Raw genomic sequence first — 15,990 nt, 5'->3', positions numbered from 1 at the left:
TGTTACGCCGCGCTTGAAGCCTTCCCTACGTCGTCGCGCTGCCGAATCATCGAAAGAAAATATGCATGCACGCGTCCGTCGCCGCTCAATTCCGGATGAAATGAGGTGCCGAGAACGTTGCCTTGGCGCACCATCACGCCGTGTCCGTCCCGTTCGGCCAGCACGTCGACGCTCGGGCCGGCGCGCTCGATCCATGGCGCGCGTATGAAGATTGCGGGAAACGGTTCCGGCCCGAGAACGGCAATCGGCAAATCCACTTCGACCGACTCGTTCTGACGCCCAAAGGCGTTCCGGCGCACCGAGACGTCGATCAGGTCGAGCGACGGCTGCTCGACGCCGATCACCTCGCGAGCGGCCACGATGAGTCCCATGCACGTTCCCCACAGCGGCATGCCGGCCCGCACGCGGGCGACGATCGGCTCGGCCAAGCCCGCGCGGTCCAACAAGCGCATAACGGTGGTCGACTCACCGCCGGGTACGATCAAGCCTTCGATCGACGTCAATTGGTCGAGACGCTTCACCGCCACCGGCCGCGCACCCGAGCGTTCCAGAGCGGCAACGTGTTCGACGACGTCACCTTGCAACGCAAGAACGCCGACGATGGGACCCGCCAAGTTTGTTAGTTACCGCGGGTCGACAGCAGTTGCGATTCGTCCATCGTGCGGATGTCGAGACCGGGCATCGCCGACGACGCGCCCAGCGAACGAGACGCGTCCATCACGGCCTTCGGATCGTCGTAATGGGTCGTGGCATCGACGACGGCGCGCGCGAACTTTTTCGGGTCGGTCGATTTGAAAATACCGCTGCCCACGAAGATGCCCTCGGCGCCGAGCTGCATCATCAGCGACGCGTCGGCCGGCGTGGACACGCCGCCGGCGCAGAACAACACGACGGGTAGCTTGCCTTCGCGTGCGACTTGGCGCACCAACTCCAGCGGAGCGCCCAAATCGCGAGCTCGCGAAACCAGTTCCTCGGGCGGCGCGACCGTCAGTTCGCGAATAGAATCGCCGATGGCGCGCATATGCCGCACCGCCTCGACGATATTTCCACTGCCCGCTTCGCCCTTGCTGCGAATCATGGCCGCGCCTTCAGCGATACGGCGCAGGGCTTCGCCCAAATTGCGAGCGCCGCACACGAACGGCGTCGTGAACGGATCTTTTTCGATGTGGTACTTGTCGTCAGCCGGCGTCAAGACTTCGGATTCGTCGATGTAATCGACACCCAGCGATTGCAGCACTTGGGCCTCGGCGAAATGTCCGATGCGCACCTTGGCCATAACAGGAATCGTCACCGCGTCCATGATCCCGCGAATCAGCTCCAAACCGCTCATGCGAGCGACCCCGCCGTCCGCACGGATATCCGCCGGAATGCGTTCGAGCGCCATGACGGCGACCGCGCCGGCTTCTTGCGCGACGACGGCTTGTTCGGGGGTGACGACGTCCATGATGACGCCGCCTTTGAGCATCTGCGCGAGGCCGCGCTTAACCGCGATCGTTCCCTGTTCCATGCCCATATCGTACCAGCCGGGAGCGGGTTCGGACTAGTGTATTAGCGGCGGGGTCGAGCGCGACTCGGGATGCTCGCTGGGGGAGCCCGAAACGGCCGGTTCGGCCGACGGCTCGCCGCTGGGGGTGGCCGTCGGCATCGGCTTCTGCCGCCAGATCGGGATGTTCGGGTTGATCGTATCGGTCGGGGTCGGCGAGGCAACCGGCGCGGGCGTGGCCTTGGGCGTCGGCAGCGGCGTGGGCAGCGGCTGCGGCGGAATGCGCGGGTCGGGAAAGCGCGGGTCGGCGGCTCCCGCCAAAGACTCCGAGCGTTTCCAATCCGGTCCGTAGGCGCCGGCGGATTGGGTCGGCTCGGGCGTCACGGCCGTCACCGAGGCGTTCTGGTTGCCCGATCCGGTGACTTGGTCGAGCACGCGATCTCCCATGCGCTGCCCGATCGCGATGGCGACCAGCAGCACGATCGTACCGGCTGCCAGCACGATGGTGGCAAAGCGGCGCTCCGGCGAAAACACGGCTAGGCCCGCACCGTCTGCGGAACCACGTCGAGTTTGGCGGCACGCGCCTTGCGGTCGCTGGGGCTGCCGTGCAGATGCACCTCGCGCAGCTCGCCGGCTACCATGTCGATGCGCGCCGTGCTGCCGCGGAACTCGAGCGACACGTTGCGAGCGGCGTCCAGCATATTGCAAACGAAGATGCGCACCGCGCCTTCTTCGTCTTCGAACGCCACCGCTCCGACCTCGACCGGCGAGGTCGTCACTTCGTCGCTTACGTCGCGGCCCGCGTAGATGCAGGTAAACGGATCTTCGGCCGACAGCTCGGGCATGTCGGCGTAGATCACGTCGTTACGCAAATCGATCAGGTAGGTGCGCCGCTTTCCGCCCCAGTGCACGCGGGCGGCCGCGACCCAATCCCAGCCCTTCGGCCGCAGCGGCGCGAGATGCGGGCGTCCGCTGGTTCGGTAGCCGTCCATGCCGCCCACCGTTTCCGCAACGGCCCACAGATACTTGGCGCTCGTCCAAGGCGACAGGTACATTCCGCGATTGCTCAGCGAGCCGCCGTCGAACCATTCCGCGAACTCGCCCGGGACGGTATTACGCGGGCTGCCGCCTTCCATCGCCTCGTAGGTGGCGTTCAAAAACGACACGGCCGTATCGGTCATGCCGTTGCGCGCCAGTGCGACCGCAAACCACAACGTCAGATCGGGCCAAACGCCGCCCAGCAAGCCGAAGCCGTACGACGGAAAGTACCACGCGTCGGCGGTCGAGATCGTTCGTAGTCCGACCGGCGTTACGAAATCGGCCTCGTTGAGCCGAGACAGAATCGCACGCCGTTCTTGCGGACCGGCAACGCCGAACAGCACCGGAAAGATCTCGTCGGCCGTAAAGTTGTCCTGGTAGTTGCGATCCTGATCGTAGTTCAGTACGAACGCTCGCGTATCGTCGTTGAACAGATGCTCCATCATCGCTTCGCGCAGCTTTTGAGCTTCCGTAACGTACGTTTGCCAATGGTCGTTGTCGCCCGCAACGGCGCACAACATGGCGGCGGCTTCGAGCGCGTACACCGCTTCGGCGTTGATTTCGGTCACCGCGCCGTCGAGCGTGTAATACGGAATGATGTTGCGCCACGACGAGATGCCGTACATGTCGACGCCCTTAGCCGTGCAGAACACTAAGCCCCGATCGTCGCGCTGGGTCAGCATGTAGTCGATCAGCTTGATCACTAGTTCGAGGTTGCGCTTGACCCACTCGTCGTCGAGTGTGGCGTTATAATGATGCAGCATCGCGATCACGTGCAGCGGCGTATCGTCGTTGATATTCAAATCGTAGGCGGTTTTATAGCCGCTGACGCCGCGCACGTATTCGACCATCAAACCGCTCGGGTCGATGGCGCGGTTGAAGACCTCGATCGCATTGCGGCTGAACTCGGGCCAAAAGTAATCGAAACCGTGAACGAACCACGACGTATCGCGCGACACCAAAATGTCCGAAGGCGGCGAGTTGGTGGAACCCCAACCGTGCGGATATTCCTTGACGACCCGCAGCATGTTGGCTTTGGCCCAGGCGACGCCGCGGCTGATGTGCGGCGACGGCGTCATAAAGCGCGCGTCGCCCAACTTTTCGGCGAAGTAGCGTTGCGTATCGTGCAGAACGCGCGGGTCGTCGAGCAATGATTCGAGCACCGGGCGGCTCTGATCCGTGCCGTCCTTGTGGTACACGACCGCTAGGCGTAACGATTCGCGCGCACCGGGTGCGACGCGCACCGCGTACTCGAACGCGCCGAAGATGCGGCGGCTGACCAGCTCGGCTTGCTCGGGCGTGACGTCCTCGAGCCCCGGCGCGACCGTGCTATCGCTTTTGAGGCCCGAGCGGCGCATCGATTCGAGCAACGCTTGTTCGCGTAACGATAGCTGGATGGCTTCGGGCTTGCGCGAGCCGCCCCACCAGCGTTCGCCGCCGGTTTCCAAGTTTCTCGAGCAAATGAACCGCCCGTCGGTCCAAGCGCGCACTTCGTGTTCGGGCTCGCCGTAAAAGCGCTGCCCGACCAACATTGCCCACGGAAACACCTCGACGTCGACGTCTTCGCGCCCGGGATTGTACAGGGTGACGTCGACCACAAAACACACCGCGCGTGAAAAGCGCCCTCCGTGCGGAACGTAAAACGCTTCGGTGACGTGCACGCGGTCGGCCAGCGTGAACTCTGAAATTTGCGCGTACGGTAAGAACGTGAGCTCGCGCTCGAACTGATGCGGGAACAGCGTTTGCGGCGGCTTGTCGGGCGTCTGCAGCCGGTAGGCGATGTGATGCATTCCGAAGATGATCTGATCCGTGTCGGCGTCCCACAGACCGCGGACACCACCCTTGGCCGTCGACTGCGCGAACGTTTTGAGGTTGCCGAGCAACAGGCCGTACGGTGTTTGCGACTCGCGCAGCACGTAGGCGCAAAACTCGTTGCGCTGAGCGTCGTAACTGGGACCCATTCGGGCCATACCTTTGCGGCACGCCTTACTGCGGTGCCTCCCCGCGCAGCGCGCTCGGAGGATTAGGGTGGGCTGCCGAGGATTGGGAGCGGCGATGGCTCGAGCGCTCGCTCCGGCGAAAATCAACCTGACGCTCGAGGTGCTGGCCCGCCGGCCGGACGGCTACCACGGCGTGCGCTCCGTGATGGTTCCGCTTGGGTTCGGTGACGAGCTGGAGTACGAACCGGCCGCGGTGTTTGCTTTTTCGTGCGATTGTCCAGATTTAGCCGGCGACGACAATCTCGTCGTGCGAGCAGCTCGCGCGCTCGGCGACCCGCGGTTCGCGCTTCATTTACGGAAACGGGTTCCCACGCAAGCGGGCCTAGGCGGCGGTTCGAGCGACGCGGCCACCGTGCTCTTGTTGGCGGCTGACGGCCAACTGGGGCCGGTCGAGCCGTTCGACGCTTTAGCGGTGGCACGCTCGCTCGGCTCCGACGTTCCGTTTTTTCTGAGCGAGACGGCGGCGCTGGTGGAGGGCACCGGCGAGCGCGTGACGCCGCTCGGCGCCGTTCCGCCGTGGTGGGTCACGATCGTCGCCCCGCCGGCGGCCGTTTCGACAGCCTATGCCTACGCGCGCATCGACGGGCTGCAGCGCGATGTGCGTCCGCGCAACGTCTCGCGCTCGCTGGCCGCCGGCGAGGCGCTGCAGCGCGGCGATTTCACCGCCGTCGAAGACCTCATGTGGAACGATTTCCAGTCGGTCGTCTGCGAAGAAGCGCCGCCGATCGCACGGGCCCTCGAAGCATTGCGACAGGCCGGTTCGCGTAATCCGTTGTTGGCCGGCTCGGGAGCCTGCGTGTTCGCGCTGGCGCCCGATCGCGAGCGTGCCGAAAGGATCGCGGCCGCCGTTCGATTGAGCGACGATTTCACGCGGATCATCGCGCCGTTCCGCGCGGCCGAACGCTGGCGCGGTTGAAAGCCATCAATGCGGTCGTTCTGGCCGGCGGCCCGCCCGATGCCGTATCGGCGCTGCAGGACGTGCCGAATAAAGCGTTCATCGAGATCGAAGGCATCACGCTCGTCGAGCGAGTGTTACGCGCGCTTTCGGAGTCGTCGCATATCGCATCGATTTGCGTGGTCGCTCCACCCGCGATGCACGACTCGCCGGCGCTCGCGCTCGCATCCCAGCGACGGCCGGACGGCCCGCGTATCACCGACAGCTTACGCAACGGATTGGTAGGTTTTCGGGGCGACGATTCGGTTGCGATCGTTACATCGGACTTGCCGGTGCTCACACCCGCGGCGGTCGACGACTTCGTGGATCGCGTTCTTGCAATCGATCCCGACGCCGGCTACGGCTGCATCGAACGCAGCACGCACGAAGCGCGCTACCCAACCATTCCACACACGTGGGCGCGGCTGCGCGATGGAACCTATTGCGGCGCCGGCTTGGCCTCGCTGAAGCCGCGCACGCTGCCGGGGCTCGAACGCTTTATCGAACGATTGGGTGCGGCGCGCAAGCGGCCGGTACGCTTAGCCTCGCTGTTCGGTTGGGACGTACTGGCCCGTTTCGCATTAGGCCGCTTGACGATCGCTCAAGCCGAACAGCGCGCGGGGCGAATTCTGGGCGCGACGGTTCGCGCGATCGTTTCGCCCTATGCCGACGCGGGCGTCAACGTCGATCGAGCCGGCGACGTCGCGCTGGCACGAGAGTTGCTACGCGGCGAAGGGGGCGTTACGAACGCCAGCGCTTGAACAGCTCGTTGGCGATGCCGAACTGATCCAGCGCCTTTCCGACGGTGTGCGCGACGATGTCGTCGACGCTCTGCGGATTGGCGTACATCGCGGGAATCGGCGGTAAGATCACCGCGCCGATTTCGGCCAGACGCACCAGGGTACGCAAGTGGCCGACGTGCAGTGGCGTTTCGCGAACCACCAAGACGACGCGCCGGCCTTCTTTGAGACACACGTCGGCCGCGCGAACGAGCAGCGTAGAGTTGAACGAGTAAGCGATTGCGCTCGCGCTTTTAATCGAGCACGGCACGACCAGCATGCCCTCGGTAACGAACGAACCGCTCGAAATCGCGGCCGCTAGATCGTCTTCGCGATGCACGACGTCGGCCAGCGCCTCGAAATCCTCGCCGGTCATCTCAGTTTCGAGCTGTATCGTTCGGCGTGCCGACTCGGTGAGCACCAAATGCGTTTCGATGCCGCCCACCGAGCGCAGCGCCTGTAACGCCATGTACCCATACGCGCTGCCGGAGGCGCCACTGATTCCGACGATGATGCGTCGCACGTCCGACGGCTTATACGCCGCGTGCAGGGTCGCCTTGCAAAATCCGTAATTGTGTCGCTAGTGGATTTCCATTCTCGGTACGTTCGCTCGTTCGTCGACGGAACCGTCGCTTGGTGCGCCAGCCAAGACCGCTCGCAATTTCTTGGGCTGTTGCGCTCGCCGTGTTCGCAAATTCCGAACGATACGGCCGCAGCCGTGGCAACCGCCGCCGCGCGCACCGACGATCCGTTCGAGGCGGCCGAGCATTCGCGCTTAGGTTTGAGCCCATCCGAACGCGAGACGGTATCCAACTTTTGCGCGCGATTGCGCGCGCTTCGACGACGCGTCGATCTGGGGGCATCCGGCGGCGAATTGCGCGATGCGGTTCTAACGGCGTTCGCGCTGCCGGACGACGACGCGCTCGACGCGAGCTCCGGTACGGACGATGCCGCCGCGTTCGCGCTGTGCGAGACCGGCACCGCCGAACCAAGTCGCGGCGTCGTTCCGCGCCGCCGGCATTTCAGCGCGTCGTCACTGAACGCATACGTCGAGTGCGCGCGCAAGTGGTTTTACCGCTACTCGTGTGCGGCGATCGAAGATCCGCAGTCGTCGGCGGCCGCTTATGGCACCGCATTTCACCTCGCGCTCGAGGACTTCCACGGTGAATTTCCGCGCCCGGCAGCGACCGAAGAGGCGTATATGCGCGACCGCATCGAGCAATGCGTACGCTGGGCATTCGAACGCAACCGCGACGGATTCGAAACGGCGGTCGAGTTCGAGCTGCAATCGCGCCGCGCGTTTAGAACCGCGCAACGCTACGTCGACTGGCTACTGGTACAACAGCAGACGGCGCCGTTCGAAGTGATCGGTCGCGAAGTTCCGGCCAACGTCGAACTCGGCGGTCGCGAGTTCGTCGGCTTTATCGACCGGCTCGATCGCGATCTTCGCACCGGCGGCGTCGGAGTGGTCGATTATAAGACCGGCAGCATCGCGACGTCGGCCGCAGAGTATCGAGAAAAAGTGCGAAAGCTGCACGATTTTCAGCTGCCGTTCTACTATTGGGCCAGAACCGAAGCCGGCGACCGCGTCACGCGGCTGGCGCTGCTGCCGCTCAAAGACGCGACGCTCGACGTTCGACCGATCGTGCTCGAGGTCGTCCCGGGCGAACCGCCCGACGACCGTTCGAAATCGGCGCGCGGCACGATCGGGACGCTCGAACTCGAGCGCGCTCGAACGCATATGATCGACTTGAGCGAGCGTCTCGCAAGCGATGGCATCGAACGCTTCGACGAAACGACCGACCCGTACGCGTGCACGTACTGCGCGTACGCAACGGCCTGCGCGTACCGGCCGCCACCCGAACCGTCGCGTTTCGGACAATGAGCATCACCCTCGACTCGCAGCAACTGCGTATCGTCGATGCGCCGTCGGACGCGTGCGTCGTCGCGAGCGGCGATGCCGGCACCGGCAAAACCGTCGCGCTCGACGCGCGTTTGAAGCGGCTTGCGGAGTCGTGTCCGAGTGGGGACGTGCTACGCTTGCGCGATCGGGACGACTTCGCACGCTTGGGTCGCCTGTGGTTACCTCACGGCGTGCGGATCGTCGACGATGTCGAAGCCGAGAGCGCGTTCGCACGTGCGTGCGAGCCGCTCTTCGCGCTCGATTGGAGCGCCTTTTCGGCCGAGCAACTCGATCCGGAAGTGCCTGGCTTGCGCTCGCCCGCGCGTTTCCTTAACTCCGCATTCCGGTTGATTCGCCGATTGCTCGAACAGGATCTCGATCCCGACGCCTTCCAGCGACGCGCGCTGGCGGGAGCGACCGAATTTTATGGACGCCCACCGAATTTCGTCGATCCGCGCCTGTTGTCGGCGCTCAAGCGCGACTATCACGACTCGCTCGCAGTCGATGCCACCGAGCTGCAGCGACAGTACCGGCGCGAAGTCGACCTCACAAAAATTCTTGCGGCGCTGTATCGCAGATACGTCGTCGACGTCGCGGCGTCCGGATGCATGACCGCTCGCGACGCGGTGAGCATGGCGATCGCGGCATTGCGCGCCGATCCGGGCAACGCCTCGATCGGGTCGCATCCTCGTTTCGTGTTGGTCGACGATGCCGACGGCATGACGAACGCCGAGCTGACACTGTTGCGGCTAGTCTTCGGCGACAGTCTCGCGGGCGTGACACTGGCCGGCCGAAACGTGACGGCGATCGAAGGCGCCGAGCGTATCGAGTTGACCGAGCAGTTTCGCTCCCCGCCGGTATTGCTTGCGGCGCGCGCGGCGATTGTCCGGCGCGCGGCGATGCCGTTCGCTAACGATGGAACGCAGTTGCGCTTTTTTCGCCCTAAAACCGCGCACGAGGAAGCCGATTTCATCGCGCGTTGCGTGCGCGAATGGATCGACGCCGGCACGCCGCCCGAGCGAATTGCGGTGCTGTTCCGCTCGGTCCGCCACGTGGAGCGGTACGAGTCCGCGTTGCTCGACCGCGACGTTCCGGTGGCCACACTCGGCGACGTCAATACCTTTGCCGACCGGCGCGCTCTCGACGCGACCGCGCTGTTGTGGAACGCCTACGATCCGTTTAAGCACGACTGGCTGCTGCGTACGCTATCCAATCAGGCGCTCGGGCTGTCGGATGCTTCGCTCGCAATGTTATGCGCCGAGCCGTCCGATCCGCAAACGCCGCTGTTTGTCCTCGACAACGAGCCGGCACCGACCGAACGAGCTAGCCGGTGGGATGCCAAACGCGATCTGCGACTCGGTTGGAACGTTCTGCGCGGCGAGCGAGACGCGGATCTACCGGATGATGCTCGAGCGACGCTGCTGCGTTTTCGCGAACTGCGCGCGAACTGGACGTCGCTTCTCGGGCGAGCCGGTATCGAAGAACTGGCTCGAACGGTTTGGAGTCAAGGCCTGGCGCGCGAAGGCGAACCCGGATCCGCACGCGCTACGGCGCAACAACTCGTGCTGCACCGCTTGCTGCAGCGTTTGCGGGCGTTCGAACGAGAATCGCCCAGCACTACCCTGTCCGATGTGCTCGAATTCGCGCGGGCGCGCGCGACGAGCGACTTGGAAGCGTGCGAAGATTCCGACGCCGGCGGTCGCGTCAGCCTCGCATCGATCGATGCAGTGCGTGGCCGCGAGTTCGACCACGTGGTCGTCGCCGGCGTTCGCCCGGGCTCGTTTCCGCTTTGGTACGCGCCCGACAATTTTCTGATGAGCCCGCGCCTCGGCGTCGTGCCGCGCGAGAACGTCGGCGAGGCGCGCGTCTCGCGCACCGCGAAGTTTAGCTACTACGTTACGGCGACGAAAGCGGCCGAAAAATATTACACACGCGAACGGGATGCGTTCGTCTATGCGGTGGCTCGCGCGCGTTGCAGCGTGGTCGTTACGGCGTCGGAGCGGGCCACTCGAGGCGTGACGGCGCCCGAGATGTTCGAAGAGTTACGCGCCTGGAATCAGACGGGTGCGGGCGCCCGCGAAGCATCATGACGCAGGGCGCGAGAACAGCCCGATCTGTACCGCACCGCCGCTTTCGATCGAGGCCACGCGCGTGCCCAGCAATCGCACCGGAGCGCCGCGCAACTCTGCCCGCTTGAGGCAGACGACCGCCGCATCGAAGATTCGCCGCGCCGAACGAGTCGGCTCGGCCAAGTGCGTCTGACGGCCGATGGTGCTGAAGTCGCCGCGACGAATTTTGATTCCGACGGTACGCGCGATCGCATGTTCTTCTGCAAGTTTTTGCGCCAGCTCGGTCGCTTGTACGCGTAACATCGACACCAGCTCGCGTTCGTCGCGCACGTCGTATTCGAACGTTTCCTCGGTTGAGATCGACTTCGTTTCGCGTCCCGTCTCGAGCCGTCGCGCGTCGATTCCCACGGCCAGGTCGCGCATTCGCGCGGCCGACGAGCCGAAGACCCTCTCGAGCCCTTCGGCACGCGCTAAATCGCCGATGGTCGCGATGCCGAGCGCGTTCAAACGGCTCTCGGTTTTGGGGCCGATCCCCCACAACTTGCCAACCGCCATCGGCGCGAGGAATTCGGTTTCGGTGCCGGGTGCGATCGCCAGCAAACCGTCGGGCTTACAGCAATCCGATGCAATCTTCGCAACCAGTTTGCCGGTCGCAATGCCCGCACTAATCGTCAAACCCGTCGCGGCCAGAACGTCGCGACGAAGTTCGCCGGCGAACTCGACCGCCCGATCGAACGAGACGTCGCCCGGATCGACGAACGCTTCGTCGAGCGACAGACCTTCGACGGCGTTCGAACGTGCGTTGAAAATCGCGAACACCTCGCGCGATACGGCTCGATATTTTTGCATGTCGGGCGGCACAACGACCAACTGCGGACACGCTTCTTTCGCCCGGTACAACGGCATGGCCGAACGCACGCCGAACGGCCGTGCTTCGTAGGATGCGGTTAACACGACCGCGCGGCGACTGGAGCCCGCGATGGCCACCGGCAATCCGCGCAACCGAGGGTCGTCACGAACCGCGACGCTGGCATAGAATGCGTCGATATCGAAATGCGCGATCGCGCGAACGAAGCCGCCGTTAGCCATCGGAAGCGCGGGCGCGATTTGCGCCGCGCTCGAGCGCCAAGACGGTTTGCACGTTGCGAACGTCGTCGTCATCGCTGCCGGGCGTTTCCAAAATGGCGGTCTTCTCGCGCAGTTCCGGGTGCGCGATCAGAGCGCGAAAGCCGTCCAAACCGATCTTGCCGTCGCCGATGTGCCAATGGCGGTCGCGCGCCGCGCCCAACTCCACTTGCGTGTCGTTAAAATGGAACATCAAGATGCGGGCGACCCCGATTTCGGTTTCGGCGATCTCGACGAAGCGGTCGACTTCCTCGGCGGAGTCGATACGATACCCGGCCGCCCACGCGTGCGCGGTATCGAGGCACACGCCCAACTGCGGATGCCCGACGGTCCGCACGATGCGCCCGAGTTCTTCGAGCGTGCCGCCGGCTAAGTTGCCGGCGCCGGCGGAGTTTTCGAGAACCAAAAACACCTCGGGCGCGATGTCCGACAACGCGCGTTCCAGCGCCGCGCAGATCGCACGGAATCCGTCCTCGCGATCGCGCTCGCCGTACGAACCCAAGTGCGTGTTGACGAAGCGCATCCCGCCGATACGCGCGACGTCGAGATCGGCGCGCAGCAGACGCTCCGATCCGGCGAAAATCTTTGGATCGTCGCTCGCCAAATTCACCAGGTACGCGGTGTGAATCGCGCACGGATCGAGGTTGGCTTCGCGTCGCAGGCGCGCAAACTCGCCGAGCGCGACTTCGTCGGGCGGCGCGACGCGATAGCTGCGTGGATTCGACGAGAACACTTGCAGCGCGGTACAACCGGCCGCTGCAGCGTGCTGCACGGCGGCCGCATAGCCGCCCCCGGTGCGAACGTGCATACCAATTCGCATGGCGTGTTAGTTGGGTTGTGAGAGGCCGAGCTCGAGGGCTTGACCGGATTCAAGCTCGAGCTCCGGCAGTTCGTCCAACGAACTCAACCCGAACGATTCTAAGAAAAACGGCGTCGTGGTGTATTGCATCGGGCGCCCGACCACGTCTTTGCGGCCGGCTTCAGCGATGAACGTGCGATCGAGCAACGTATTCACGACGCTATCGGAGTTGACGCCGCGAATCGATTCGATTTCGGCGCGCGTGACCGGCTGCATGTGCGCGACGATCGCCAACGCCTCGAGGGCCGGCGTCGATAAGGTGGTTCTGGGCGGCAGCAAATACGATTCGACCACATCGCGAGCCAGCGGCGACGATGCGAAGCGATAGCCGCCGGCAACTTCGCGTACGACCAGTCCGCGTTCGGCGTAGTCGGCGGAAAGGCGCGCTAGCGTCGCAGCCAGTTCGACTTCGCCGGCGCCGGTGAGTTTGGCCAAACGCTTGATCGACAGCGGTTCGGCCGCAACGAATAACAACGCTTCGACCGGAAGGATGAGCCGGGCAACCGCCTCTTCGATCGCGACGGCTTCGGCTTCATTCTCGGCAACCGTCACGCCGCACCCCAGCAGAGGAGAATGTCCGCGAATGGTTGTTCCTGCGCGAAGCCGATGCGGTGGCGCCGAACCAATTCGAGCATTGCCAAGAACGTCACCACGACGATCTCACGCGTCATACCGAGTTCGCGGCACAAGTCTCCGAACGTTGCCTCGCCTAATTCTTTGAGCCGGCGCGAAACGTAATCCATCGACGCCAACAGCGAAATGCGCTCGCGGGCGATCGAACGCTTTTCAGGCCTGGCTTGCGTGAGCATCGCAATGAACGCGCGACGCAGACGTTCCGGATCGACCGCGTAACGTTGCACCAAGGTACCGGCCGGGTCGCCGGCATCGCGATAAAAATATCCGGCAGCCTCGGCTTGACGGTCGCGCAACTGCATGCCGAGATCGCGATATTGCGAATACGCGATCAAACGCCGCCGCAATCGTTCCTCGACCGCCTCGGGCGTTTCGGTTTCGTCTTCCAGTTCCAGTGGAATCGCCGGCAACAACGCCCGCGACTTCAAAAACACCAGCGTCGCCGCAATCACCAGATAATCGGCGGCCAACTCGACGTCGAGGGCTTGCATCGCGCGCACGTACGCGAGATACTGTGCGGCCACGGCAGCCAATGGAACGGTCGCAACGTCTAAGCGCTGTTCTTTGATCAACCCCAATAATAAGTCGAGCGGCCCGTCGAAAACGTCGACGCTTACCCGGCACGCCGGCCGTTCGGGCGTTTCGACGGTTTGAAGCGACCCGGCGGTCAAGACAGTCGTCGTTGGCCGAGATCCGGTACCGCGACGGCATCCTCGAACGCGCCCGGGTTAGCGACCAAAAACTCCGAGGCCATGTCGACCAAACGCTTCTCGTTAACGTACTTGAGCGTCTTGCGCGCTTGCGCCATGTCGAACCAGCGCGCTTCGTCGACCTCATGATCGTGATTCGACGGGTCGCCCGACAAATAGCGCATCAAAAAGAACGTCACCGACTTGCGGTGCTTGGTCGCGCCGACGTAAAACCAATACGAGATGTCACTAAGGCTCGTGACGATTTCGCCCCAGCAACCGGTTTCTTCGCGCACTTCGCGCAACGCGGTCTGCTGACGCGATTCTCGAGCCTCGACGTGCCCCTTGGGCAACGTCCAGATTCGAGGCGGGTTTCCGCGGCCGATAAGCAGCGCATCATACCCCCGATCGCTCGGGCGTAGAACCAAACCACCGGCCGACACCTCGTGCTTGATGCGCATCGTCCCGCCAATTATAGCGCCCCAAGGTCAAAGCGCCTGCCGGAAATTCTGCTCTTTTTGCACGTCCTCGCGGGCCTTCAGCAATCCGGGAAGGCGCTCGAGATCAGGTGAGGTCGCGAGTCGGCATCGTCATCGACAAGTAGCCGACCGTGGCCCCGGCTGCCCGCTCCTTAACGATCGCCGCGGCCGCCGCTCGCGCCTGGACGCGAAGCTCTGGAACGGCGGTCGACTCGAAGAAGCTGCCCCCGGCCAGGGGCCCGACAGCGAACAGGCCGGGAACGGCCGTTCCATCGCGTCCGATCGGGTGCATCGAGCCATCGACCCTGACGCCGCGGCCCGACGCCGCCGGCGATAGCGCGCCGACGCGGCGCAGTTCGGCCAACGGCGCGCGGTCGAACGCGGCCATGCCGCGGGCGGGACCCGTGCAGTTGACGATCCAGCGCGGTTCTAGCGTTACGGTCGATCCGTTCGAGAGAGCGATTTCCACGCGCGAATCCCGATAGCTATGAACGCTGCCGGCATACACGCCGAGCCGGCCAGAATCGCGATAGACCTCGAGCGCTTCGGCCACCGGTTGCGGCGCGCGGTGCCTGCGCAGTTCCCAACGGGCACGCAGATGACGGTCGAAGCGCAGACGTTCGGCCTCCGGCAAGCGGCGCCACAGCGATTCGCTGTGCGGGCGTAGGGCGTCGACCACGCATCGCCAGTCGTAGCCGCGATTCGCCGCCGCTACCAGGCACTGGCGGAAACTGCGTAGCAGACGCCGCGCGTCGCTCGCGTCGAGCAGCGGAGCGGCGTCGTAGGGGGCCGGGAATTCCGTGTGCGTTTGCGGGAAGCGGCCATGCCGGGAAACCACGTCGATGCGGCCTCGATGCCCGCCGGTGCGCAGCGCGGAAACGGCGTCCAGCGCTGTCAAGCCCGACCCGATCACCAGAACGTCGCCTTCGACTGCCGAGTAGTCGAACCGCCACGGGTCGGAGACGAAGCGATCCGACGCAATCATCGCGGCCGGCAGAAAGCCGGTCGCCGGAGATGCGTGCCCGACGGCCAGCACGGTGTAGGTGCTTCGAGTCGAACGGCCTTGCGAGTCGGTGATCGAAAAACCGCCTTGCGGAAGCCGTTCGACCGATTCGACACGGTCCTCGACGCGCTTGAATCCCGGATGCGCAAACGTGTCGGTTGCGATCGATTCGAGATAGTCACCGTAGGTGCGACGAGATACGAACTCGTGCGGCTGCGCCGACCCGTCCAACCAGCGGACGAAATGGTCGGGCTCGTCGACCAGCGCCGTCATAGCCGAGGCGCGCGTATTGAGCAGATGTTCGCCATGCCGGGTTCCGTAGGCCGCGCCGCGGGCCAGCGCGCCGTCCTCAAAAAGACGTACCGAAAGACCCTCGGGAGCGAGGCGAGCGAGCTGCGCCGCGACGGTGATACCGCTGAAGCCGCCGCCTACGATCGCTACCTCACAGTCGCTCACGAAGATATCCCGAGCTCCACGGGGCGTATGATGCGGTCGTAGTTGCCGTACGCGGTTTGACAGCGCGCCAATGTTGGTTCGTACACCAAGAATTCGCTCAGTGGCTTCGCATACACGTGCAACGATAGTGCGCGTCTGCCGTCGCTCGCGACGCGGTGAATGTCGTAGGGGCCGGATCGAACGTCCAGCGCTCCGGACTCGAGATTTTCCCACGAGCGCCATTCCAGCACCGCGCGGCCGGTCGTACTGCAATCGTCGACGCGGTCGTAATTCTGAACGATCAGGTTGCCTTCGAGCACCACGAACCAACAGTGCTGGCCGCCGTGGTCGTGGATCGACGAGCTTGCGCCGGCCGTCCAATCGAGGATCAGCACCTCGAATCGGTCGTCGGCATATAAACACGTCCGCGTGTACGATTCCGACGCTTTCACGTAGGGATCAAAATGCTCGCCTGCGTTGGAGGCATCCGCAAGCAAGCGGGACATTTGCTCGGGACCTCGCCGCAGCGGGTCAAGCGAGCGAAGGTCCTCGACGAATGAA

Annotated in this window: 16 protein-coding genes; 4 read left to right on the top strand and 12 right to left on the bottom strand. The window is 64.3% G+C overall.

The features are described 5' to 3' along the window. Positions 1 to 2: 2 nt before the first annotated feature. From pdxT to VGF98_15465, 4 genes are read right to left on the bottom strand one after another with little or no spacing between them, the layout of a single operon-like run. The gene (pdxT, locus tag VGF98_15480; protein ID HEY1683048.1) at positions 3 to 614 is read right to left on the bottom strand and encodes a pyridoxal 5'-phosphate synthase glutaminase subunit PdxT; all 612 of its coding nucleotides are present in this window, start codon (positions 612 to 614) and stop codon (positions 3 to 5) included. 5 nt (positions 615 to 619) lie between these two features. Beyond that, positions 620 to 1,507, bottom strand: coding sequence for a pyridoxal 5'-phosphate synthase lyase subunit PdxS (gene pdxS, locus VGF98_15475; GenBank protein ID HEY1683047.1), 888 nt, complete (start codon positions 1,505 to 1,507; stop codon positions 620 to 622). 33 nt (positions 1,508 to 1,540) lie between these two features. Continuing rightward, positions 1,541 to 2,017, bottom strand: coding sequence for a hypothetical protein (locus VGF98_15470; protein ID HEY1683046.1), 477 nt, complete (start codon positions 2,015 to 2,017; stop codon positions 1,541 to 1,543). A 2-nt stretch (positions 2,018 to 2,019) separates the two neighbouring features. Then, on the bottom strand, positions 2,020 to 4,482 hold the full coding sequence (locus VGF98_15465; GenBank protein ID HEY1683045.1) for an amylo-alpha-1,6-glucosidase: 2,463 nt from the start codon (positions 4,480 to 4,482) through the stop codon (positions 2,020 to 2,022). A gap of 94 nt (positions 4,483 to 4,576) precedes the next feature. On the opposite strand from VGF98_15465, the gene ispE reads away from it, so the two are divergent. Both ispE and VGF98_15455 read left to right on the top strand, forming a co-directional pair. Next, positions 4,577 to 5,437 carry a 4-(cytidine 5'-diphospho)-2-C-methyl-D-erythritol kinase gene (gene ispE, locus VGF98_15460; protein ID HEY1683044.1) on the top strand — a complete coding sequence of 287 codons (861 nt, stop codon included), beginning with the start codon at positions 4,577 to 4,579 and terminating at the stop codon, positions 5,435 to 5,437. After that, a complete protein-coding gene (locus VGF98_15455; protein ID HEY1683043.1) occupies positions 5,434 to 6,216 on the top strand; it encodes an NTP transferase domain-containing protein in 783 nt (260 codons plus the stop codon). Before ispE ends, VGF98_15455 begins: the two co-directional genes overlap by 4 nt. Here VGF98_15455 and VGF98_15450 read toward each other — a convergent pair. Continuing rightward, complete coding sequence (locus tag VGF98_15450) at positions 6,197 to 6,757, bottom strand: UbiX family flavin prenyltransferase (GenBank protein HEY1683042.1); 561 nt, start codon at positions 6,755 to 6,757, stop codon at positions 6,197 to 6,199. The two genes, VGF98_15455 and VGF98_15450, sit on opposite strands and share 20 nt — an antisense overlap. Before the next feature lie 51 nt (positions 6,758 to 6,808). Here VGF98_15450 and VGF98_15445 point away from each other — a divergent pair, with 51 nt between their 5' ends. Next, entirely contained in the window at positions 6,809 to 8,119 is a 1,311-nt protein-coding gene (locus VGF98_15445; GenBank protein ID HEY1683041.1) for a PD-(D/E)XK nuclease family protein, read from the top strand. Next, positions 8,116 to 10,227, top strand: a complete 2,112-nt coding sequence (locus tag VGF98_15440; GenBank protein HEY1683040.1) for a 3'-5' exonuclease — start codon at positions 8,116 to 8,118, stop codon at positions 10,225 to 10,227. Before VGF98_15445 ends, VGF98_15440 begins: the two co-directional genes overlap by 4 nt. Here VGF98_15440 and dinB read toward each other — a convergent pair. The 7 genes from dinB to VGF98_15405 form a co-directional block, all read right to left on the bottom strand. Further along, positions 10,222 to 11,367: a DNA polymerase IV gene (gene dinB / locus VGF98_15435; protein HEY1683039.1), complete on the bottom strand. Its 1,146-nt coding sequence runs from the start codon at positions 11,365 to 11,367 to the stop codon at positions 10,222 to 10,224. The two genes, VGF98_15440 and dinB, sit on opposite strands and share 6 nt — an antisense overlap. Then, complete coding sequence (locus VGF98_15430; protein ID HEY1683038.1) at positions 11,288 to 12,139, bottom strand: deoxyribonuclease IV; 852 nt, start codon at positions 12,137 to 12,139, stop codon at positions 11,288 to 11,290. Before VGF98_15430 ends, dinB begins: the two co-directional genes overlap by 80 nt. Positions 12,140 to 12,157: 18 nt before the next feature. Continuing rightward, entirely contained in the window at positions 12,158 to 12,742 is a 585-nt protein-coding gene (gene scpB / locus VGF98_15425) for an SMC-Scp complex subunit ScpB (GenBank protein ID HEY1683037.1), read from the bottom strand. Continuing rightward, complete coding sequence (locus tag VGF98_15420; GenBank protein HEY1683036.1) at positions 12,739 to 13,494, bottom strand: segregation/condensation protein A; 756 nt, start codon at positions 13,492 to 13,494, stop codon at positions 12,739 to 12,741. The genes scpB and VGF98_15420 overlap by 4 nt, the downstream gene beginning before the upstream one ends. After that, positions 13,491 to 13,973, bottom strand: coding sequence for an NUDIX hydrolase (locus tag VGF98_15415; protein ID HEY1683035.1), 483 nt, complete (start codon positions 13,971 to 13,973; stop codon positions 13,491 to 13,493). Before VGF98_15415 ends, VGF98_15420 begins: the two co-directional genes overlap by 4 nt. A gap of 103 nt (positions 13,974 to 14,076) precedes the next feature. Next, positions 14,077 to 15,450, bottom strand: coding sequence for an FAD/NAD(P)-binding protein (locus VGF98_15410; GenBank protein ID HEY1683034.1), 1,374 nt, complete (start codon positions 15,448 to 15,450; stop codon positions 14,077 to 14,079). Beyond that, the gene (locus VGF98_15405; protein HEY1683033.1) at positions 15,447 to 15,935 is read right to left on the bottom strand and encodes a cysteine dioxygenase family protein; all 489 of its coding nucleotides are present in this window, start codon (positions 15,933 to 15,935) and stop codon (positions 15,447 to 15,449) included. Before VGF98_15405 ends, VGF98_15410 begins: the two co-directional genes overlap by 4 nt. Positions 15,936 to 15,990 lie beyond the last annotated feature (55 nt).

Source organism: Candidatus Tumulicola sp., assembly GCA_036490475.1.
Lineage (GTDB): Bacteria > Vulcanimicrobiota > Vulcanimicrobiia > Vulcanimicrobiales > Vulcanimicrobiaceae > Tumulicola.
Note: the sequence above shows the minus strand (reverse complement) of the source record. Positions and strands in the feature narration are given on the sequence as shown.

What these genes read in the sequence shown, in the direction of transcription:
- pdxS (HEY1683047.1), bottom strand. Translation starts at nt 1,507, where the DNA reads ATGGAACAGGGAACGATCGCGGTTAAGCGCGGCCTCGCGCAGATGCTC.
- VGF98_15465 (HEY1683045.1), bottom strand. Translation starts at nt 4,482, where the DNA reads ATGGGTCCCAGTTACGACGCTCAGCGCAACGAGTTTTGCGCCTACGTG.
- ispE (HEY1683044.1), top strand. Translation starts at nt 4,577, where the DNA reads ATGGCTCGAGCGCTCGCTCCGGCGAAAATCAACCTGACGCTCGAGGTG.
- VGF98_15440 (HEY1683040.1), top strand. Translation starts at nt 8,116, where the DNA reads ATGAGCATCACCCTCGACTCGCAGCAACTGCGTATCGTCGATGCGCCG.
- dinB (HEY1683039.1), bottom strand. Translation starts at nt 11,367, where the DNA reads ATGACGACGACGTTCGCAACGTGCAAACCGTCTTGGCGCTCGAGCGCG.
- VGF98_15430 (HEY1683038.1), bottom strand. Translation starts at nt 12,139, where the DNA reads ATGCACGTTCGCACCGGGGGCGGCTATGCGGCCGCCGTGCAGCACGCT.
- VGF98_15415 (HEY1683035.1), bottom strand. Translation starts at nt 13,973, where the DNA reads ATGCGCATCAAGCACGAGGTGTCGGCCGGTGGTTTGGTTCTACGCCCG.
- VGF98_15405 (HEY1683033.1), bottom strand. Translation starts at nt 15,935, where the DNA reads ATGTCCCGCTTGCTTGCGGATGCCTCCAACGCAGGCGAGCATTTTGAT.